This is a genomic window from Pseudomonas sp. 13B_2.1_Bac1 (genome assembly GCF_025466155.1).
GTDB lineage: Bacteria > Pseudomonadota > Gammaproteobacteria > Pseudomonadales > Pseudomonadaceae > Aquipseudomonas > Aquipseudomonas aylmerensis.
The window spans coordinates 31,013-51,250 of sequence record NZ_JANLOH010000083.1; the positions used below are offsets into that span (position 1 = coordinate 31,013).

Sequence of the window (20,238 nt, forward strand, 5' to 3'; positions counted from 1 at the left end):
CTCCTCAGGCGGTCAAGGCAAAATGTTCGGTGACGGCGCGGGTCACCCAGGTGTGCGCCTGGCCCAGGTAGTGGGCCGGGTCGAGCAGGCGGTCGAGTTCAGCGGCGGAGAGTTCGTGGGTGATTTGCGGCTCGTCCGCCAGCACCGCACGCAAATGACGCCCCTCGGCGACGGCGCGTTTACAGCATTGTTCGAGCAGGTGGTGGGCGGTCTCGCGCCCCAGGCGTTGGGCGAGCACGATGCTCACGGCTTCGGCCAGCACCAGGCCCTGGGTCAGGTCGAGGTTCTGCGCCATGCGCTCAGGATTGACCTCCAACCCCTCGCTCACCAGCAAGGCCTGGTGCAGCGCTCCGGAGACCAACCGGCAAATCTCCGGCAGGGTTTCCCACTCGGCGTGCCACAGGCCCAGGCTGCGCTCGTGTTCCTGGGGCATGGCGCTGAACAGTGTCGCCACCAGGCCAGGTACGCGGGTCGCCGCGCTGATCAGTACGGCGGCGCCCACCGGGTTGCGTTTGTGCGGCATGGTCGAGGAACCGCCCTTGCCCGGCGCCGACGGCTCGAAGACTTCCGCCGCCTCGGTCTGCATCAGCAGGCTGATATCACGCCCCAGCTTGCCGAGGCTGCCGGCGATCAGGCCGAGCACACTGGCAAACTCCACCAAACGGTCGCGCTGGGTATGCCAGGGTTGTTCGGGCAGGCCCAGCTGCAATTCGGCAGCCAAGGCCTCGGCGACCGGCATCGCCTGTTCACCGAGCGCCGCCAAAGTGCCGGACGCGCCGCCAAATTGCAGCACCAGCAGACGCGGTTTCAGCTCGGCAAGACGTTGCCGACTGCGCGTCACTGCCCCCAGCCAACCAGCGATTTTCATCCCCAACGTGACCGGTGTCGCATGCTGCAACCAGGTACGCCCAGCTAGCGGCACGCCGGCATAACGCTGCGCCTGCGCGGCCAGCACGCCGCCCAGTTGCGCCAGGTCAGCTTCGATCAACGCCAGCGCCTGGCGTATTTGCAGAACCAGGCCGGTGTCCATCACGTCCTGGCTGGTCGCGCCCAGATGCACATAACGCTCGGCCCCGGCATCCTCACTGGCAATCAACTTGCCCAGAGCCTTCACCAACGGAATGGCCGAATTCCCCGCCGTGGCGATCGCCACGCCGAGGGCGTCCACGTCGTACCGCGACGCCAGGCAGGCCTGGGCAATCGGGGCAACGGCGGCGTGCGGAATCAAGCCGACCCGCGCTTCGGCACGGGCCAGGCCCGCTTCGAAATCGAGCATGCCCTGCAGGCGTCCCTGATCGCAGAACACCTCGGCCATGCTGTCAGCGGTGAAGTAGGCGTCGAACAATTGATTGCTCGTGCGCAGCGTCATAACGGTCCCTTACAAATCGTGGTGCAAATACGCCGCCTGTTTCGGCAGGCGCAAGCTGAACAGGAAGGCCACCGCCATCATGCCGGTGACATACCAATAGAAGGTGTTTTCCATGCCCATGGATTTGAGCCCCAGGGCCACGTATTCCGCCGAACCGCCGAAGATCGCGTTGGCCACCGCATAGGCCAGGCCCACGCCGAGGGCGCGCACTTGTGGCGGGAACATTTCGGCTTTCACCAGGCCGCTGATCGAGGTGTAGAAGCTCACGATGGCCAGGGCCAGGGTGATCAGCACAAAGGCCAGGAACGGGCTGCTGACGGTTTTCAGGCTGAGCAGGATCGGCACCGTGCACAACGTGCCCAGCGCGCCGAACCACAGCATCGAGTTACGGCGACCGATCTTGTCGGCCAGCATGCCGAACAGCGGCTGCATGCACATGTAGAGGAACAGCGCGCCGGTCATGATGTAGCTGGCAGTCTTGGCGTGCATCCCGGCGGTGTTCACCAGGTACTTCTGCATGTAGGTGGTAAAGGTGTAGAAAATCAGCGAGCCGCCGGCGGTGTAGCCGAGCACGGTGATAAACGCAGCCTTGTGGTCACGGAACAGCGCGGCGATGCTGCCGGCGTCCTTGTCCTGGCGGGTTTCCTTGCTGGTGGTTTCCTTGAGGGTGCGACGCAGCAGCAGGGAGATCACGGCTGCAACCGCGCCGATCACGAACGGAATCCGCCAGCCCCACGCCCGCAGTTCGTCTTCGCTGAGCAGTTGCTGCAGGATCACCACCACCAGCACTGCCAGCAGTTGCCCGCCGATCAACGTCACGTATTGGAACGAGGCAAAGAAGCCACGTTGACCCTTGAGCGCGACTTCACTCATGTAGGTCGCGGTGGTGCCGTATTCGCCGCCGACCGACAAGCCCTGGAACAACCGCGCCACCAGCAGCAACGCCGGCGCCCAGGCGCCGATGTCTTTGTAGGTGGGCAGGAAGGCGATCACCAGCGAGCCGGCGCACATCATCAGCACCGAGATCATCATCGAATTCTTGCGACCATGCTTGTCGGCCACCCGGCCAAATAGCCAGCCGCCGATAGGTCGCATCAGGAAGCCGGCGGCAAAGACGCCAGCGGTGTTGAGCAGTTGGACCGTGGGGTCGTCCGACGGAAAAAACGCCGGGGCGAAGTAGATGGCGCAGAAGGCATAGACGTAGAAGTCGAACCATTCGACGAGGTTGCCGGAAGACGCACCGACGATCGCAAAAATCCGTTTGCTGCGTTCTTCTCCGGTGTAGTGGCTGGTTTTTGTTGTCATGTTTTTTTCACTCAGTGGGAACGGTTATAGCCTAGACATACTTTGCAACAACCATGTTCCGCAAGCAGACTTTTGCACAGCAGTTGCCTGAACCGGCCTCATCGCCGGCAAGCCCGGCTCCCACATGTGGAAAGCATCCCCCTGTGGGAGCTGGCTTGCCGGCGAAAAATCTTCAGCCAACTCAATAATCAAAAAACACAGTCTCTTCGTCTGTGCCTTGCAAAATTACATTCCACTGATACACACCCGCCGCATCCGCCTTGGCGATCAGCGTGCGCCGCCGCTCCTGGGGCACACACGCCAGCAGCGCGTCATCCCCATTCAGCGCCTCGCCGTCAAAGTAAATCCGCGTCAGCAGGTGCTTCACCAGCCCACGCGCGAATACCAGCACCACCAGGTGCGGCGCCTGGGTAGTGCCCTTCAAGCCCGGAACGGCACCTGGCTTGATGGTGGTAAAACGAAACCGCCCTTCGGCATCCACCGGCACCCGGCCAAAGCCTTCAAAGTTGGGGTCGACAGCCTTGTCCTGCTCATCCTCGGGATGGTCGTACTTGCCGGCGGCATTCGCCTGCCAGACTTCCAGCATGGCGTCGTTGACGACATCGCCGTTGCCATCCACCACCTGCCCGCTGATCGCCACGCGCTCGCCGAGGGTGGCGGGCACGGTGAGGTCTTCGCGGTTCAGCCAGGTCAGGCCGATGTGGTAATACGGCCCGACGGTGTGGGACGTGGTCGCAGTGAGTGTCATCTCATTTCTCCATCGGCGTGGCGTCGCGGCCGCGCAGGACGATGTCCCAGCGGTAGCCGAGGGCATAGGAAGGAATGGTTTTTTCCAGGTCGAAGCGGGCGATCAGGCGCTGCTTGGCCGAGGTGTCCGGCACGCAGTTGTAGATCGGGTCGTACTCCAGCAGCGGGTCGCCGGGGAAATACATCTGTGTGACCAGGCGCGTCAGCACGCTCGGGCCGAACAGTGAAAAGTGGATATGCGCCGGGCGCCACGCATTGTGGTGGTTGCCCCACGGGTAGGCGCCGGGCTTGATGGTCTGGAACTGGTACCAGCCCTCGGCGTCGGTGACGGTGCGCCCGGTGCCCGTGAAGTTCGGGTCCAGCGGCGCGTCGTGCAGGTCGCGCTTGTGGTTGTAGCGACCGGCGGCGTTGGCCTGCCAGATCTCCACGAGGATGCCCGGCACCGGTTGGCCGTTTTCATCCAGCACACGCCCGTGAATGATGATGCGCTCACCGAGCGGTTCGCCGGCGTGCTGGCCGGTGAGGTCGTTGTCCTGCGCATTGACGCGCTCGGCGCCGATGGTCGGGCCGGTGATTTCCGACAACGAATGGGGCAGAAACACCAAGGGCTTGGACGGCGAACGCAGGTTCGTCGACTGGTAGGCCGGGTGCAGGTAATCAGGTTGAGTGCCCGCTTGCGGGCGCCGGTAACCGGGCTTGTCACTCATGGACCAATCCTCTCTTATTAGACGCGTTCAATCGCCAGGGCCAGGCCTTGGCCGACGCCGACACACATCGTCGCCAGGCCTTTGCTGCCGCCGGTTTTTTCCAGTTGATGCAGTGCCGTCAACACCAGCCGCGCACCGCTCATGCCCAGCGGGTGGCCGAGGGCGATGGCGCCGCCGTTCGGGTTGACCTGCGGCGCGTCGTCGGCAATCCCCAATTCACGCAGCACGGCCAGGCCTTGGCTGGCGAAGGCTTCGTTGAGTTCGATCACGTCGAAGTCGCTGACCGCCAGGCCCAGGCGCTCCACCAGCTTGCGCACCGCCGGCACCGGGCCGATGCCCATCACGCGTGGTGCCACGCCGGCACTCGCCATGCCGAGCACCCGGGCGCGGGCCGTGAGGCCGTGTTTTTTCACGGCGTCGGCGGAGGCCAGGATCAGCGCTGCCGCGCCATCGTTCACGCCCGAGGCATTGCCGGCGGTGACGGTCTTGTCCGGGCCGTTGACCGGCTTGAGTTTGGCCAGGGCATCGAGGGTGGTGTCCCGTGGGTGTTCATCGTGCTCCACCACGGTCTCGCCTTTTTTGTGCGCAACGCGTACCGGCACGATTTCCTCGGCGAAGTACCCGGCAGCCTGGGCGGCGGCCGTGCGTTGCTGGCTACGCAGGGCGAACGCGTCCTGGTCGGCGCGGGACACGTTGAAGTCGTCGGCGACGTTGTCGGCGGTCTGCGGCATTGCATCCACGCCGTACTGGGCTTTCATCAACGGGTTGATAAAACGCCAGCCGATGGTGGTGTCTTCCAGCTTCATGTTGCGGGAAAACGCCGCGTCGGCCTTGCCCATCACAAACGGTGCACGGGACATCGACTCGACGCCCCCGGCAATCGCCAACTCCATTTCACCGCTGGCGATTGCACGGAACGCTGTGCCGATAGCATCCATGCCCGAGGCACACAGGCGGTTCAGGGTCACGCCAGGGATGCTTTCCGGCAGGCCCGCCAGCAGCAGGGCCATGCGCGCGACGTTGCGATTGTCTTCACCGGCCTGGTTGGCGCAGCCGAGGAAGACTTCGTCGACCGCGTTCCAGTCCACCGAAGGGTTGCGCTCGATCAGGGCCTTGATCGGCAACGCGGCGAGGTCATCGGCGCGCACGGTAGACAGGCCACCGCCGAAACGGCCGATGGGGGTACGAATGGCGTCACAGATAAATACTTCGCGCATCAGGCTTCTCCGGGGGCTTGGCCATGGGCGGCGGCGGTAAGTGCTTCAAGGTCACGCAAGGCGCTCAACTCGACGTCGGTGGGTTCCTCGGTGGTGCTGACCTGGTCGGCAAATCGAATCGCCCAACCGGTGGCGGCCACGACTTGTTCGCGGGTCACGCCAGGGTGCAGCGCGGTGACCACAAATTCATGGGTGCCCGCTTCCGGCTCCATGATGCACAGGTCGGTAATGATCCCTACAGGCCCAGCCCCTGGCAGGCCCAGGCGTTTGCGTGAATCGCCGCCTTCGCCGTGGCCGACCGAGGTGATGAAGTCCAGCTTGTCGACAAACGAACGCGACGACTGCTTGAGGATGATCAGCACGCTCTTGGCCGAACCTGCGATCTCCGGTGCGCCGCCGGCCCCCGGCAGCCGCACCTTGGGCTGGTGGTAATCGCCCACCACGGTGGTGTTGATGTTGCCAAAGCGGTCGACCTGGGCGGCGCCGAGAAAGCCGACGTCGATACGCCCGCCCTGCAGCCAGTAACGAAAGATCTCACCGGTCGGCACCACCGTGTCGGCGGTCTCCGCCAGCTCGCCATCACCGATCGACAGCGGCAACACCGAAGGCTTGGCGCCAATCGGGCCGGACTCGTAGATCAGCACCACGTCGGGCGATGAGGTCAGGCGCGCCAGGTTGGCGGCCTTGGACGGCAGGCCGATGCCCACAAAGCAGACGGAGCCGTTCTTGAGGCGACGCGCGGCGGCGACGGTCATCATTTCATTGGTCGAGTAAGCCATTACTTGGCCTCCTGCACGGTGGCCAGCTTGGCCTGGAATTCACTGAAGTCGGCAGTGCCGTGGATGTATTCGTCGATCCAGGCGGTAAACGTCGCACGGTCGCGGGCAATCGGGTCCCACGCCTGATAGAAGCGGTTATCACGCTCGTTGTAACCATGCGCGTAGGAAGGATGTGCGCCGCCAGGCACATGGCACACCGCAGTCAGTGCCCACGTCGGCAACACGCAGCTGTTCATCGGCGCGTTGAGGTCATCGACAATTTCCTCGACGGTGACGATGCAGCGCTTGGCCGCCAGGGCCGCTTCCTTCTGCACCCCAAGAATGCCCCAGAGCAGCACGTTGCCCTTGCGGTCGGCCTTCTGTGCATGGATCACGGTGATGTCCGGGCGCACTGACGGCACCGCCGCCAGCACTTCGCCGGTGAACGGGCAGGTCACGGTCTTGATCAGCGGGTTGACCTTGGGCAGGTCGGAACCGGCGTAGGCACGCAGTACCGCGAACGGCAGGCCCGAGGCACCGGCGACGTAGGCATTGGCCAGGTCGGCGTGGCTGTGTTCTTCGATTTCCAAGGGTTGCGGCCATTGCTTCTCGACCGCGTCACGCAGGCGGTGCAAGGAGCCCACGCCAGGGTTGCCGCCCCAAGAGAAAATCAACTTGCGCGCACAGCCGGCGCCGATCAACTGGTCGTAGATCAGGTCAGGCGTCATACGCACCAGCGTCAGGTCTTTCTTGCCCTGACGAATGATTTCATGACCCGCTGCCGTAGGGATCAGGTGGGTGAAGCCTTCCAGTGCGACGGTATCGCCGTCGTTCACGAATTGCTTCACCGCGTCGCGCAGCGCAAGAATTTCAGCCATGGGGTTCGGGCTCCCGGTGTGGATCGAAAAAGGCGCTGAGGTGGCGCCGAAGTGCTTGAAGATTAAGCCGGGTAAATGGGCCGAACAATCCGATAATCGACTCAGTGTTCGATTATCGAACGGATTGTTGTCTAGCTAATCTTCTTGCCGACACGCCATCAGAAGCGCCCCACTCCTGTAGGAGCGGGCTTGCCGGCGACCGCATCACCGCGCTCAATGATTGACCGAGGCGCCCGCATTGCCGGCAAGCCCACCCCTGCAACGGCGTGTCAGGTGGCGTCGGCGTGGCTGACCATGCCTTTGATGACCACGGCTGCCGTAGCCAGCGCCGCCGGGATTACCAGCGCGGTCAGCACCTGCTCGAAGTTCCAGCCCAGGCCCAGCAAGGTGGCGCCCATCCACGCGCCGAGAATCGCACCGAAGCGGCCGATGCCGAGCATCCACGACACACCGGTGGCACGCCCCTGCGTCGGGTAGAAACGGGCCGCCAGGGACGGCATCGCCGATTGCGCGCCGTTGACGCACATCCCGGCGATCAGCACCAAAGTCGCCAATAAAGTGATATTGCCCAGGCTCTGCCCCACCGCGTAGGCAAACACCCCGGCCAACAGGTAGAAAGTGCCGATAACCTTGTGGGGGTTGAACCGGTCCATCGCCCACCCTACCCCGACTGCACTCAACACGCCGCCAAACTGGAACAACGCGCCGATAAACGCGGCCTGCTCCAGGCTGGCGCCGCTGTCACGCATCAGGGTCGGCAACCAGCTGGTCAGCAGGTACACGATCACCAGGCCCATGAAGTAGGTCAGCCATAGCAGCAAGGTGCCGGCGCTGTAAGTGCCGGAGAAGATCACCGCAAACACGTTGCGCGCCTTGACGGTTTTCTGCTCCGGCACGCTGAAGTGGGTAGCCTGGGCGACGATGGTCGGCTCGATGGGTGACAGGGTTTTGCGCACCTTGTCGGTCCCACGGTTGCGCACCACCAGGTAGCGCGCCGACTCGGGCAACCACAGCACCAACACCCCCACAAGAATCAGTGGCAGGATGCCGCCGATCATCAACAACGCGTGCCAGCCAAACGCCGGGATCAGCTTGGCCGAGATAAACCCGCCACCCGCCATGCCAAGGTTGAAGCCGCAGAACATGCTGGTCACCAGCAGCGATTTGTGGCGTTCGGGGGTGTACTCCGACAGCAGCGTCGTCGCGTTCGGCATGCCGGCGCCCAGGCCCAGCCCGGTAAGGAAACGCAGCACCAGTAATTGGTCGACATTGCTGCTGTAGGCCGAGGCCAGGCTGAATGCGCCAAACACCAACACCGCGCCGACCAGCACGACCTTGCGCCCGAACCGGTCAGCCAGCGGCCCCGATCCCAGGGCACCGAAGACCATGCCGATCAACGCGGCGCTCATCACCGGGCCGAGGCTGGCGCGATCAATGCCCCAATCCTGGGACAGCGCGGGCGCGATAAAGCCCATGGCCGCGGTATCGAGGCCATCGAGGAATACGATGAGGAAACACAGAATGACCACGCGCCACTGATAGCGTGAGAGCGGCTGGGCGTTGATAAAGGACTGGACGTCCAGCGTGGTACCGACAGAAGGCTGATTCATTATTTTTATTCCACACCGATGGCGGGCTGACGGCCTGGGGTCGTCGTTATTATTGGGCGGCGCTCAGAGCGCTGCCGCACAGTAATAAGCCAGGGGAAACATCGTCAATTGATCAAACCGGGATCTGTGCGGTCACCGAACAGTTAGGCAAACAGCTGCGCGCTCAGATCCCGACTCGCACTCAGCATGCTCGGCAGAAACCGCTGCTCCAGCTCGCTGCGGCTGACCCGCCCGGCGTGGGTACTGACATTGAGCGCAGCCAGCACCTGGCCGGACGCGTCATACACCGGCACGGCGATGGAGCGCAGGCCTTGCTCCAATTCCTGATCGACGATGCACCAACCCTGCTGACGCACTTGTTGCAGGCATTCGAACAAGGCTTCGGGGGTGGTCAGCGTACGGCTGGTCTTGGTTTGCAGGTCGGCGTGGTCGAGGTAATCCTGCAGGGAGGCATCGTCCAGCGCCGCCAGCAGGATGCGGCCCATGGAGGTGCAATAGGCCGGCAAGCGCCCGCCCACCGACAAGTCCACCGAGATGAGGCGCTGGGTGGTGGCCGAACGCGCGATGTAGAGGATGTCGTCACCTTCCAGGGTGGCCATGTTGCAGGCTTCATGGAGCTGCTCGCTCATGCGATCCAGGTAAGGCTGGGCCGACACTGCCAGTGGCGTGGATGACAGGTAGGCATGGCCGAGGGTCAGGACCTTGGGCAGCAGCGAATAGGTGCGCCCGTCGGTGGTGGCGTAGCCCAGCTTGATCAATGTGTGCAGGCAACGGCGCACGGCGGCGCGGGGGATTTCCGTACGATGGCTGATCTGGGCGATGGTGAGGTGACGCTTGCGTTCCTGGAACGCCTGCACCACGGCTAGGCCACGGGCCAGGGAGGTCATGAAGTCCGGATCACCGGTAAAGGCCTGGATACGCTTGGCCGGTGAGGCAACGATCGGCGGCGCCACTGAGGCGAAAGCGTTGCGCAATTGATCGTTCATGTCGGGATCCTTTCTCTTATTGTCAACCGCAAGGGAGGTTTGGCTGCTATTACAAGCCGCGCCGGCCGGGATGCACAAGGCACGACCGGGAACATTGGGCGATTATCGGACGCTCATTCGATAATCGCAATTTTGCATGACCGAGGACGGGGCCGCCTGCCAATCAACTAAAGTTAAGGCGGTGTTTTAACGTCCGAAGTGGGGTGGATTTTATGACGCCAACATTTATGCAAACACTGACGCGCTCGTGTAACAAAACGCTCACACAAAGTTGACGCTTTTTAACTTTATGCCGATAGTGTTATTCAAATGCGCCGCTATAATGCACCCTGTATGCAGGTCCGCCCGGTTTCACTGTCGGGACGGGAGCTGGCCAGATGATGCAGATGCCGTGCATTGTTGATCGCAACTACCTGCCTCGAATGTCAGCATTAATCCAAGGCCGTTCGTGCCTGTTTCAAGTTCAACGCTGCAACGGTTTAACTTGAAAGAGCCCGAGGGCGACATTCAGGCACCGTGCTGCAATGTAATTACTCAACTCAATTAGGTAACGATGTGACGAAAGACGAACTGCGCGCGGAACTTGAGCGCCAGGAGCAACGTTACAAGGACGTTTACGGCGGGGAAATCACCACCTACGCCGCCCAGCCTGAACCTGAACGCAAACCATGGCGCAAACGAGCCAGCCTGCTCGACCAGGCATTTGCCCAGGAAATCCAAAAGATTGAACAGGAACTCAAAACCGAAGAGCCATAAGCGCTTCGGTTTGAGCCACAGGTGCGCCAGGCTGCTGGCACATAGCTAGCAGCCGGCTATCTGGCATCCCACTACCGCGAGCGAAATTTCATACAAATGTTTCAGGCATGCGGTTTTTGCCAAAAAACCCTGCCCCTGGCACCCTCCGCGTTATAAATCAAAGACTTGCCAACCCCCCGAAAACCCTGGGATGGGCGCCTTTTGCCGCGGGTTTTTCAATGAAGATTGTTACCGATGAGCAGCTAGTGCATCGATTACTGAGGTTTTCTGGCATAATCGCGCCCCCTTACGACCGGGTCAGAAAACCTTCATGATCGATTTATTCAGCGGACTGGATGCTTGGGTTCTAGTGAGCCTGTTGCTCGCCCTGGCCTTTGTCCTCGCCTTCGAGTTCATCAATGGCTTTCATGACACCGCTAACGCGGTGGCCACAGTCATCTATACCAAAGCCATGCCGCCGCACCTGGCCGTGTTCTTCTCCGGGGTGTTCAACTTCCTCGGCGTGTTGCTCGGTGGTGTCGGTGTCGCCTACGCCATCGTGCACTTGCTGCCGGTGGAGTTGCTGATCAATGTGAATACCGGCCATGGCCTGGCAATGGTCTTCTCTTTATTGGCGGCGGCGATCACCTGGAACCTGGGCACCTGGTACTTCGGGATCCCCGCTTCCAGCTCCCACACCCTGATCGGCTCGATCCTCGGTGTCGGCCTGGCCAACGCGCTGATCAACGACATCCCCTTGGCTGACGGTGTGAACTGGCAGAAAGCGATCGATATCGGCGCATCCCTGGTGTTCTCGCCGATGGCCGGTTTCCTCGTTGCCGCCCTGGTGCTGATCGCGCTGAAGTGGTGGCGTCCGCTGTCGAAGATGCACAAGACCCCGGACCAGCGTCGCAAGCTCGACGACAAGAAACACCCGCCGTTCTGGAACCGCCTGGTGCTGGTGATTTCTGCCATGGCCGTAAGCTTCGTGCACGGTTCCAACGATGGCCAGAAAGGCATCGGCCTGATCATGCTGGTGCTGATCGGCATCGTGCCGGCGCAATTCGTTCTCGACCTCGGTAGCACCACTTACCAGATCGAACGTACCCGCGACGCGACGGTGCATTTGAGTCAGTTCTACCAGCGCAATCAAGACACCCTCGGCGAGTTCCTGGCCCTGGGTAAAAGCGTGCAGAACGACCTTCCTGGCAAGTTCCAGTGCAATCCGCAGCAGACCGAGCCGACCATCAACGCGCTGGTCAACACCTTGAAAGGTGTCTCCGACTACCATTCGTTGACTGCCGATCACCGCATTGAAGTACGCCGGTATTTGCTCTGCCTGGACGACACCGCGAAGAAAGTCGGCAAGCTGCCGAATCTGTCGGCACGTGACAAGGCCGACCTCGACAAGCTGCGCAAAGACCTGACCGCTACCACCGAATACGCACCGTTCTGGGTGATCCTCGCAGTCGCACTGGCCCTGGGCCTGGGCACCATGGTGGGTTGGAAGCGTGTGGTACTGACCATCGGCGAGAAGATCGGCAAGCAGGGCATGACCTATGCCCAGGGCATGTCGGCGCAGATCACCACCGCCAGCATGATTGGCCTGGCCAACATCTTCAGTCTGCCGGTGTCGACCACCCACGTGCTGTCGTCGGGTGTGGCGGGGACCATGGTCGCGAACAAGAGCGGGCTGCAGGGCGGCACCGTCAAGACCATCCTGATGGCTTGGGTGTTGACCTTGCCGGCGACTGTGGGCCTTTCGGCCGGGTTGTTCTGGTTGGCTTCCAAGGCGCTGGGTAGCTGATAGGCTGCCCTCGGAAAAAAAGGCGTGATCCTTGATTGGGATCGCGCTTTTTTTTGTCTTGTGATAAGCCCCCGTGGATCAAGATCTAGCACGGCGCCCCAAAACCCGACCCGATTGGTGCAGGAGAATGCGCTCAACTGTGGGAGCTGGCTTGCCTGCGAAGGCATCGACTGGGTCTCACTGGAAGACCGAGTTGCCTGCATCGCAGGCAAGCCAGCTCCCACACAAAAGCGCGCACGCTTTGGGCCTACTCACACAGCAACCCAAAAGCCGACCGCAGTGGTGCGGGGGAACACGGTCAACTGTGGGAGCTGGCTTGCCTGCGAAGGCATCGACTGAGTCTCACTGGAAGACCGAGTTGTCTGCATCGCAGGCAAGCCAGCTCCCACACAAAAGCGCGCACGCTTTGGGCCTACTCACACAGCAACCCAAAAGCCGACCGCAGTGGTGCGGGGGAACACGGTCAACTGTGGGAGCTGGCTTGCCTGCGAAGGCATCGACTGGGTCTCACTGGAAGACCGAGTTGTCTGCATCGCAGGCAAGCCAGCCCCCACACAGAAGCGCGCACGCTTTGGGCCTACTCACACAGCAACCCAAAAGCCGGCCGCAGTGGTGCGGGAGAATGCGCTCAACTGTGGGAGCTGGCTTGCCTGCGAAGGCATCGACTGGGTCTCACTGGAAGACCGAGTTGTCTGCATCGCAGGCAAGCCAGCCCCCACACAAAAGCTAATCTGCAATAAGCGCGGGGTCCATTTCAGCCATTCCCGCAATAGTGGGCATGCAAAAAAACAAACAAAAAAAAGGGCGACCGAAGTCGCCCAAAATGCCTTGCGTGCTCATGTAATCCAGAAAGACTTACGGTTCTTTACGCTTATTAGCGTCCTTCCAGATAAAAATCCCAAACCCTACAAAAAACAGCACCATGAGGCTGACAGTCAGCACCCCGGCAAATACCACATTATCGATAAACATGACCGGCCTCCTGCACTTGCCCTGTTGCGATAGGGCTAAGTTAATGGAGAAGGCGGATTGGAAAATTGACGAGGATCAATGTCGCCCGCGACGGGGCGTAAAGAAGGGCAATAACTGACCTGCATCAACGGATGCAGGTTGTTTCAACGCTTTTTCGGTTTGTTCTTCGGTTTTTTCTTGGCTTTTCCCAGCGGCATGGCCTGCTCAAACGCTTGGCGCACTTCATTCAGGCGCTTGTCATTGAGGTCATGCACACGCTTGGCACGTTCGGCATTCAGGTCGATCAGCTTGTCGTCATCACTCATGGCTTGGCTTACGTTGTGGCGGGAATGACTCAATAATGCGGCCTTGCCTGCGTTGCGGCAAATACCCTGGAGAAATTTCCCGCCGCACTCACATTCACTCGCTTATTTATCGCGCTCAAAGGTAATGATGGAGCGTGTAGTGCCCGGCCAATTCGGCATCTCTCGCCAAGGCGTCAGTACTTCCAACGTGTCCCCCTTGACCTCAAAATCCCTGCACTGCTCGGTACCGACCCAATCCGGGTTCCAGGCGGCCTCTACCTGTGTGCACCATCGGTTGCCCTCGATCCGCTCGATACCGGTATAGGCCACCAGCGTATTCAGCAACATCGCCTTTTGCGCGTCCGTTGATCCCGCTTTTCTTCCCTCACCCGTCAGCACAAAAGCCACTCGGTGATCTGCGGTAAAAATGACGCGCCCGGAAGGATGGCTTCCCATCGCAGGAATCCGCTCAAGGGTAGCCTGGGACTCAACCTGATAACCGACCAGTCGCCATGCCCCCACCAACGGTGACTCATTTGCCAGTACCGTCCCGCAAAGTGCCGTCGTAATAGTCACCCCAAACAACCACTTTTTTACATACCTGTGCATCGTTGCATCACCTCAATAATGAGGCGTGAATTCTTCAGAATAATTGTGGAAGTCTATGTAAGACAAATCCCAAGCCAATGCCATGCAGGCCTGGCGATCAAAATCGACAGCAAAACAACGGGCGACAAATTACACCGCCATCGCCCAGAATCAGCACTTTTACACTCTACGCAAGAGGCGCACTCAGGTGGCACTGCACAAGGACCTTCCCCCACTTCTGGCCCTGCGCGCCTTTGAGGCCGTGGCCCGGCATTTGAGTTTTATCAAGGCCGCCGCCGAGCTGTCGGTGACCCAGAGCGCCCTCAGCCATCAGGTGCAAAAGCTCGAACAGCACTTGGGCAAACCGTTGTTTATCCGTCGCACCCGCGCGATCGATCTGACCACGGACGGCCAACAGTACTACGACGAAATCCGCCCGGCCCTCGACGCCATCGCCGCCGCGACCCGCACCCAAAAAACAGCGCCCAGCAGCACCGTGCTGCGTGTCGGCCTGCTCGCCTCCTTTGCCACGCTGTGGCTGGCACCGCGCCTGGCCGGGTTTCTCAATCGCTACCCGCATATCCAGGTGGAGCTGTTACCGGCGATTCAACTGGCGGACGTGGCCGGCGCCGAGGTCGACCTGGCGATTCGCTATGGCAAGGGCGACTGGCCCGACGTGCAGGCCACGCGGCTGATGCCGGAAGTCATCTCCCCGGTGTGCAGCCCGACATTCAAAGCGATGCATGACAGCCCACTGCTGATGGCCACCTCGCACCGCCCCTTCGAATGGACGGATTGGTCTGCGCACTACCACGTCGATCTCGACCGCCACCCGCGCGTGATGCTGCATGACTACAACATCGTGGTCGAAGCGGCCGTGGCCGGCCAAGGCATCGCCATGGGCCGTCATCGCCTGATCCAGCGCAGGCTCCAGGACGGCAGCCTGGTGGAAGCCTTCGACTGGCCGCCATATCACAGCGACATCGGCTATTGGCTGATCGCGCCGCCCGGCCCGGCCGGTGACGCCGCCGCGTGCTTCAGCGAATGGCTGCTGGAAGCCTGCCGCGACGCGTGAGTTTTTTCGATACGTCGGGTGAGATCTATCCGTTTGTCGCCGCCCTCCTCGGCCAACATGCTGGCACCTCTTAACCCAGGAGGATGGATCATGAGCGACTCCCTGCGCCAACGCGTGCAAGCCCTCGGCCTGACGCTGCCGACCCCGAGCCAACCGGCGGCCAACTACATCAACTATGTGATCAGCCAGAACCAGCTGTTCGTCTCCGGGCAAATCCCGATGGTCGATGGCAAGCCCGCCTACGTCGGCCGCCTGGGCGAATCCCTCAGCGATGAAGAAGGCGCCCAGGCAGCCGAGCTGGCGGCGCTGGGCCTGTTGGGACAATTAAGCCATGCGCTGGGTGATGACCTGTCGCGCCTGGTGCGCATTTTGCGCCTGGGTGTATTCATTGCCAGCAGCGGCGATTTCCAGCGCCAAAGCGGGGTTGCCAACGGCGCCTCGAACCTGCTGGTCAATGCCCTCGGCGAAAAAGGTCGGCATGTGCGCACCGCCGTTGGCGTTTCCAGCCTGCCGGCCGGCGTGGCCGTGGAGGTTGACGCGATTTTCGAGCTGCAACCGTGAGCCCGCTCGACGTCCAGCAATTGCGCGACAGCACGCCCGGCTGCCAGTCGGGCATCGTGCATTTCAATCACGCCGGTGCCTCGCTGCCAAGCCAGGCGACCCTCGATGCGATTATCGATCAACTGCACCGCGAAGCCCGTGATGGCCCCATGGAAGCCGGCGAGCATGGCGCCGTGCTGGTGGAAAAAGCCCGCCGCGCCGCCGCGCAATTGCTCAACGCACCCGCCGCGTCGATCGCCTTCGCCAGCAGCGGTTCGGCCGCCTGGAGCCTGGCATTCCAGGCACTGGGGCCGTGGCAACCGGGCGATCGCATCCTGGTCGGCCGCCATGAATGGGGGGGCAACCTCGCCAGCATGGACCTGGCGGTGCAGGCCGGCGCGCGCGTGGAAGTCATCCCTTGCGATGCCTCCGGCGCGGTCTGCCCGCTGGCGCTGGAGTCGATGATCGACGCGCACGTCAAGCTGATCGACCTGACCTGGCTGCCGGCCAACGGTGGCCTGATCAACCCCGCCGAGGCCATCGGCGCCGTGGCCCGACGTCATGGCATTGCCTATTTCATCGACGCCGGCCAAGCCGTCGGCCAGGTGCCGGTGGACGTGCAGGCGCTGCAGTGCGATGTGCTCAAGTCCGCCGGGCGCAAGCACCTGCGCGGGCCGCGTGGCACCGCGCTGCTGTATGTGCGCCCGGACTTTTTGCCGCACCTGAATCCGGCCCAGCGCGATGTGTTTTCGGCGCCGTGGAGCGCAGACGGTTTCGACCTGCGCAACGACGCCCGGCGCTTCGAAACCAGCGAAGTGTCGTTTGCCTTGTTGGCGGGACTGGGCAACGCGTTGCAGGAGATGAATCGACTGGGGCTTGAGCAAGTGTGGGAACAGATCGCACACACCAGTGGGCGAATTCGCCAGGCCTTGCGTCAGATGCCGGGTATTTCCCTGCATGACCTGGGCACTGCGCAATCAGGGCTGATCGCCTTTAACCTGGACGGCTGGGACGCTTTCGAACTCAAGCGCCGCCTGGCCCTGAAGCGCATCAATATCGGTGCCAATGGCGTAGCCTACACGCCGTTGGACATGCAGGCGCGCGGGCTGACCAGCATCGCGCGGATCTCCGTCAGCCCGCTCAACAACGACGACGACATCGCGCAGTTGATGGCGGCATTGCAGGCGTTGCGCGACTAGACCTCGACGTCCACCCACAAGCCCTGGCGCGGCGCATCTTCGATCAGCGGCGCCACCGGCACGGTGTTGTCGGCATTGAGCAGGTCGCCGGGAATCGCCAGGTGCTGCTCCGGGTCTTCGTCGGCTTCGCGCCGGCGTTTTTGCTGCTCTTGCTGGCGGCGTTGCTCTTCACGCAGCAGAAAGGTCGACTGCTCGGCATCGCCCTTTTTAAGGTCGATCGTGCTTTCGTTGGAGCCCGCTTGTACTGGCACCACGGGCGGGATATCCGGCTTCTGGCGTACCGGGTCGAGTTGCGAAGTGACCGGCACAACGCTGACGGGCAGCATGGGTGGCAGCATAATAGTTATTCTCCTGATCAACAGGCTGTCGGCGGGCCGCGTGGCGACTTGAGAACGCACTCGCCAAGCTGTGACCCAGTCGACACTCGCAAGTGCCTGCCACCCGTCGATTCGGCTTCCGGACACTGCCGCAAACGGAGTAGTTTTTGTCAGAGTCCTTGGGCGTGGGGCCTTGTTCCGTTAACATAGTCGGCTTTTTCACGGCGGGAGTCAGGCAGCATGGCGCAGCAGTATCAACCGGGGCAACGCTGGATTAGTGACAGCGAAGCAGAGCTGGGGTTAGGCACCGTTCTGGCACAGGACGGCCGCTTGTTGACCGTGCTCTATCCGGCCACTGGCGACACCCGCCAGTATGCGCTACGGAATGCGCCCCTCACTCGCGTGAGGTTCTCGCCGGGTGACTCCATCACCCATTTCGAAGGCTGGAAAATGACCGTGCAGGAAGTCGACGACGTCGATGGCCTGCTGGTGTATCACGGCCTCAATGGGCAGAACGAGCAGGTCACCCTGCCGGAAACCCAACTCTCCAACTTCATCCAGTTCCGCCTGGCCAGCGACCGTCTGTTCGCCGGGCAGATCGACCCGCTGGCCTGGTTCTCGCTGCGCTACCACACCCTGGAGCACACCAGCCGCCAACTGCAGTCTTCGCTGTGGGGCCTGGGCGGCGTGCGTGCGCAACCAATTGCGCACCAACTGCACATCGCCCGTGAAGTCGCTGACCGTATCGCGCCACGGGTATTGCTGGCGGACGAAGTGGGCCTGGGCAAGACCATCGAAGCCGGCCTGGTGATCCATCGCCAGCTGCTCTCGGGTCGCGCCAACCGTGTGCTGATCCTGGTGCCGGAAAACCTCCAGCACCAGTGGCTGGTAGAGATGCGCCGCCGCTTCAACCTGCAGGTTGCGCTGTTCGACGAAGAACGTTTCATCGAGAGCGATGCGACCAACCCGTTCGAAGACACCCAGCTGGCGCTGGTCGCCCTGGAGTGGCTGGTGGACGACGAGAAGGCTCAGGACGCGCTGTTCGCAGCCGGTTGGGACCTGCTGGTCGTCGACGAAGCCCACCACCTGGTGTGGCATGAAGACAAGGCCAGCGCCGAGTACGCGCTGGTCGAGCAACTGGCCGAGGTCATCCCGGGCGTGCTGCTGCTCACCGCGACCCCGGAACAGCTGGGCCAGGACAGCCACTTCGCGCGTCTGCGCCTGCTCGACCCGAACCGCTTCCACGACCTGCAAGCCTTCCGTGCCGAGAGCGAGAACTATCGCCCGGTGGCCGAAGCCGTGCAGGAGCTGTTGGATAAAGGCCGCCTGTCGCCTGCCGCACACCAGACCATCCAGGGTTTCCTCGGTAACGAAGGTGAAGCGCTGCTGACCGCCGTCAACGATGGCGACACCGAAGCCAGCGCGCGCCTGGTGCGCGAGCTGCTCGACCGCCATGGCACCGGCCGCGTACTGTTTCGCAACACCCGCGCCGCTGTGCAAGGCTTCCCGGAGCGCAAGCTGCACGCCTACCCGCTGCCGAACCCGGACGAATACCTCGAATTGCCGCTGGGCGAGCACGCCGAGTTGTACCCGGAAGTCAGCTTCCAGTCGCAGCCAGACATCGAAGAAGAAAACCGCTGGTGGCGCTTCGACCCACGGGTCGAGTGGCTGATCGACCAGCTGAAAATGCTCAAGCGCACCAAGGTCCTGGTGATCTGCGCGCACGCCGAAACCGCGATGGACCTGGAAGACGCGCTGCGCGTGCGCTCCGGCATCCCGGCCACGGTGTTCCACGAGGGCATGAACATCCTCGAGCGTGACCGTGCCGCCGCCTACTTCGCTGATGAAGAGTTCGGCGCACAAGTGCTGATCTGCTCGGAAATCGGCAGTGAAGGTCGCAACTTCCAGTTCTCCCACCACCTGGTGCTGTTCGACCTGCCGTCGCACCCCGACCTGCTGGAACAACGGATCGGACGTCTGGACCGGATCGGCCAGAAACATGTGATCGAACTGCACGTGCCCTACCTGGAAACCAGCCCGCAAGAGCGCCTGTTCCAGTGGTACAACGAAGCGCTGAACGCCTTCCTCAACACCTGTCCGACCGGCAATGCCTTGCAGCACCAGTTCGGCCCGCGCCTGCTGCCGCTGCTGGAAAACGCCGACGATGGCGAATGGCAAGCCCTGATCGACGAGGCCCGTGCCGAGCGCGAGCGCCTGGAGCAGGAACTGCACACCGGTCGCGACCGTTTGCTGGAGCTCAACTCCGGCGGTGCGGGTGAAGGCGATGCACTGGTCGAGGCCATCCTTGAGCAAGACGACCAGTTCGCCCTGCCGATCTACATGGAAACCCTGTTCGACGCGTTCGGCATCGACAGCGAAGACCATTCGGAAAACGCGCTGATCCTCAAGCCCAGCGAAAAAATGCTCGACGCCAGCTTCCCCCTGGGCGACGACGAAGGCGTGACCATCACCTACGACCGCAACCAGGCGCTGTCGCGCGAAGACATGCAGTTCATCACCTGGGAACACCCGATGGTGCAGGGCGGCATGGACCTGGTGCTGTCCGGCTCGATGGGCAACACCGCCGTGGCGCTGATCAAGAACAAGGCGCTCAAGCCTGGCACCGTGTTGCTGGAGCTGCTCTACGTCAGCGAAGTGGTTGCCCCGCGCTCGCTGCAACTGGGCCGTTACCTGCCGCCGGCCGCCCTGCGCTGCCTGCTGGATGCGAACGGGAATGACCTGTCCAGCCGCGTGTCGTTTGAAACCCTGAACGACCAGCTGGAGAGCGTGCCACGGGCCAGCGCCAACAAGTTTATCCAGGCGCAGCGCGACCAGTTGACGCCACGGATCAACGCCGGTGAAGAGAAGATCACCCCACGCCACGCCGAACGTGTGGCCGAAGCCAAGCGCCGCCTGGCTGCAGACACTGACGAAGAGCTGTCGCGCCTGACGGCGCTGCAAGCGGTCAACCCGACCGTACGCGACAGCGAATTGGTGGCCCTGCGCCAACAACGCGAGCAAGGCCTGGCCATGCTCGACAAGGCAGCGCTGCGACTGGAAGCGATCCGGGTGTTGGTGGCGGGTTGATGACCGCCCTGCTCCGCTGAAAAAAGGCCCGCGCAATGCGGGCCTTTTTTATTCACT

Annotated in this window: 19 protein-coding genes; 6 read left to right on the forward strand and 13 right to left on the reverse strand. The window is 62.2% G+C overall.

Annotated features, from left to right (window positions below; all coding sequences use genetic code 11):
- Positions 1 to 4: 4 nt before the first annotated feature.
- From NTD80_RS19225 to pcaR, 9 genes are all read right to left on the reverse strand, one after another.
- Positions 5 to 1,369 (reverse strand): 3-carboxy-cis,cis-muconate cycloisomerase, encoded by a 1,365-nt coding sequence (locus NTD80_RS19225; protein ID WP_213552343.1) that lies wholly within the window; start codon positions 1,367 to 1,369, stop codon positions 5 to 7.
- Between the two features lie 9 nt (positions 1,370 to 1,378).
- On the reverse strand, positions 1,379 to 2,674 hold the full coding sequence (locus tag NTD80_RS19230) for an MFS family transporter (protein ID WP_065902911.1): 1,296 nt from the start codon (positions 2,672 to 2,674) through the stop codon (positions 1,379 to 1,381).
- Between the two features lie 181 nt (positions 2,675 to 2,855).
- On the reverse strand, positions 2,856 to 3,422 hold the full coding sequence (gene pcaG / locus NTD80_RS19235; RefSeq protein ID WP_106804909.1) for a protocatechuate 3,4-dioxygenase subunit alpha: 567 nt from the start codon (positions 3,420 to 3,422) through the stop codon (positions 2,856 to 2,858).
- 1 nt (position 3,423) lies between these two features.
- The gene (pcaH, locus tag NTD80_RS19240; protein WP_262134590.1) at positions 3,424 to 4,128 is read right to left on the reverse strand and encodes a protocatechuate 3,4-dioxygenase subunit beta; all 705 of its coding nucleotides are present in this window, start codon (positions 4,126 to 4,128) and stop codon (positions 3,424 to 3,426) included.
- Positions 4,129 to 4,145: 17 nt separating this feature from the next.
- Complete coding sequence (gene pcaF / locus NTD80_RS19245; protein ID WP_177410378.1) at positions 4,146 to 5,348, reverse strand: 3-oxoadipyl-CoA thiolase; 1,203 nt, start codon at positions 5,346 to 5,348, stop codon at positions 4,146 to 4,148.
- Positions 5,345 to 6,124, reverse strand: coding sequence for a CoA-transferase subunit beta (locus NTD80_RS19250; protein WP_262134591.1), 780 nt, complete (start codon positions 6,122 to 6,124; stop codon positions 5,345 to 5,347). The genes pcaF and NTD80_RS19250 overlap by 4 nt, the downstream gene beginning before the upstream one ends.
- Positions 6,124 to 6,981 (reverse strand): CoA transferase subunit A, encoded by an 858-nt coding sequence (locus tag NTD80_RS19255; protein ID WP_065902921.1) that lies wholly within the window; start codon positions 6,979 to 6,981, stop codon positions 6,124 to 6,126. The genes NTD80_RS19250 and NTD80_RS19255 overlap by 1 nt, the downstream gene beginning before the upstream one ends.
- A 269-nt stretch (positions 6,982 to 7,250) precedes the next feature.
- On the reverse strand, positions 7,251 to 8,591 hold the full coding sequence (locus tag NTD80_RS19260) for an MFS transporter (RefSeq protein ID WP_065902923.1): 1,341 nt from the start codon (positions 8,589 to 8,591) through the stop codon (positions 7,251 to 7,253).
- Positions 8,592 to 8,734: 143 nt separating this feature from the next.
- Positions 8,735 to 9,577 (reverse strand): pca regulon transcriptional regulator PcaR, encoded by an 843-nt coding sequence (gene pcaR, locus NTD80_RS19265; RefSeq protein ID WP_065902926.1) that lies wholly within the window; start codon positions 9,575 to 9,577, stop codon positions 8,735 to 8,737.
- A 555-nt stretch (positions 9,578 to 10,132) separates the two neighbouring features.
- On the opposite strand from pcaR, the gene NTD80_RS19270 reads away from it, so the two are divergent.
- Positions 10,133 to 10,333, forward strand: a complete 201-nt coding sequence (locus tag NTD80_RS19270; protein WP_057701255.1) for a hypothetical protein — start codon at positions 10,133 to 10,135, stop codon at positions 10,331 to 10,333.
- A gap of 310 nt (positions 10,334 to 10,643) precedes the next feature.
- Positions 10,644 to 12,119, forward strand: a complete 1,476-nt coding sequence (locus NTD80_RS19275) for an inorganic phosphate transporter (RefSeq protein ID WP_065902928.1) — start codon at positions 10,644 to 10,646, stop codon at positions 12,117 to 12,119.
- Positions 12,120 to 12,974: 855 nt separating this feature from the next.
- Here the strand turns inward: NTD80_RS19275 and ccoM are convergent.
- The 3 genes from ccoM to NTD80_RS19285 form a co-directional block, all read right to left on the reverse strand.
- Positions 12,975 to 13,091, reverse strand: coding sequence for a cytochrome c oxidase subunit CcoM (ccoM, locus tag NTD80_RS31250; RefSeq protein WP_276145525.1), 117 nt, complete (start codon positions 13,089 to 13,091; stop codon positions 12,975 to 12,977).
- A 143-nt stretch (positions 13,092 to 13,234) separates the two neighbouring features.
- Positions 13,235 to 13,396 (reverse strand): hypothetical protein, encoded by a 162-nt coding sequence (locus NTD80_RS19280; RefSeq protein ID WP_003172386.1) that lies wholly within the window; start codon positions 13,394 to 13,396, stop codon positions 13,235 to 13,237.
- A 102-nt stretch (positions 13,397 to 13,498) separates the two neighbouring features.
- Entirely contained in the window at positions 13,499 to 13,984 is a 486-nt protein-coding gene (locus NTD80_RS19285) for a lipocalin-like domain-containing protein (RefSeq protein ID WP_262134592.1), read from the reverse strand.
- 187 nt (positions 13,985 to 14,171) lie between these two features.
- Here NTD80_RS19285 and NTD80_RS19290 point away from each other — a divergent pair, with 187 nt between their 5' ends.
- The 3 genes from NTD80_RS19290 to NTD80_RS19300 all read left to right on the forward strand — a co-directional run bounded on the left by NTD80_RS19290 (position 14,172) and on the right by NTD80_RS19300 (position 16,777).
- Positions 14,172 to 15,038, forward strand: coding sequence for a LysR substrate-binding domain-containing protein (locus NTD80_RS19290; protein WP_262134593.1), 867 nt, complete (start codon positions 14,172 to 14,174; stop codon positions 15,036 to 15,038).
- A gap of 90 nt (positions 15,039 to 15,128) precedes the next feature.
- Complete coding sequence (locus NTD80_RS19295) at positions 15,129 to 15,599, forward strand: RidA family protein (protein WP_065902931.1); 471 nt, start codon at positions 15,129 to 15,131, stop codon at positions 15,597 to 15,599.
- Positions 15,596 to 16,777: an aminotransferase class V-fold PLP-dependent enzyme gene (locus NTD80_RS19300; protein ID WP_262134596.1), complete on the forward strand. Its 1,182-nt coding sequence runs from the start codon at positions 15,596 to 15,598 to the stop codon at positions 16,775 to 16,777. The genes NTD80_RS19295 and NTD80_RS19300 overlap by 4 nt, the downstream gene beginning before the upstream one ends.
- Here the strand turns inward: NTD80_RS19300 and NTD80_RS19305 are convergent.
- Positions 16,774 to 17,115, reverse strand: coding sequence for an aspartate-semialdehyde dehydrogenase (locus NTD80_RS19305; protein ID WP_065902935.1), 342 nt, complete (start codon positions 17,113 to 17,115; stop codon positions 16,774 to 16,776). The two genes, NTD80_RS19300 and NTD80_RS19305, sit on opposite strands and share 4 nt — an antisense overlap.
- A 219-nt stretch (positions 17,116 to 17,334) precedes the next feature.
- Between NTD80_RS19305 and rapA the strand changes: the two genes are divergently transcribed.
- Positions 17,335 to 20,181 carry an RNA polymerase-associated protein RapA gene (gene rapA, locus NTD80_RS19310; RefSeq protein ID WP_065902937.1) on the forward strand — a complete coding sequence of 949 codons (2,847 nt, stop codon included), beginning with the start codon at positions 17,335 to 17,337 and terminating at the stop codon, positions 20,179 to 20,181.
- Positions 20,182 to 20,238: the final 57 nt, after the last annotated feature.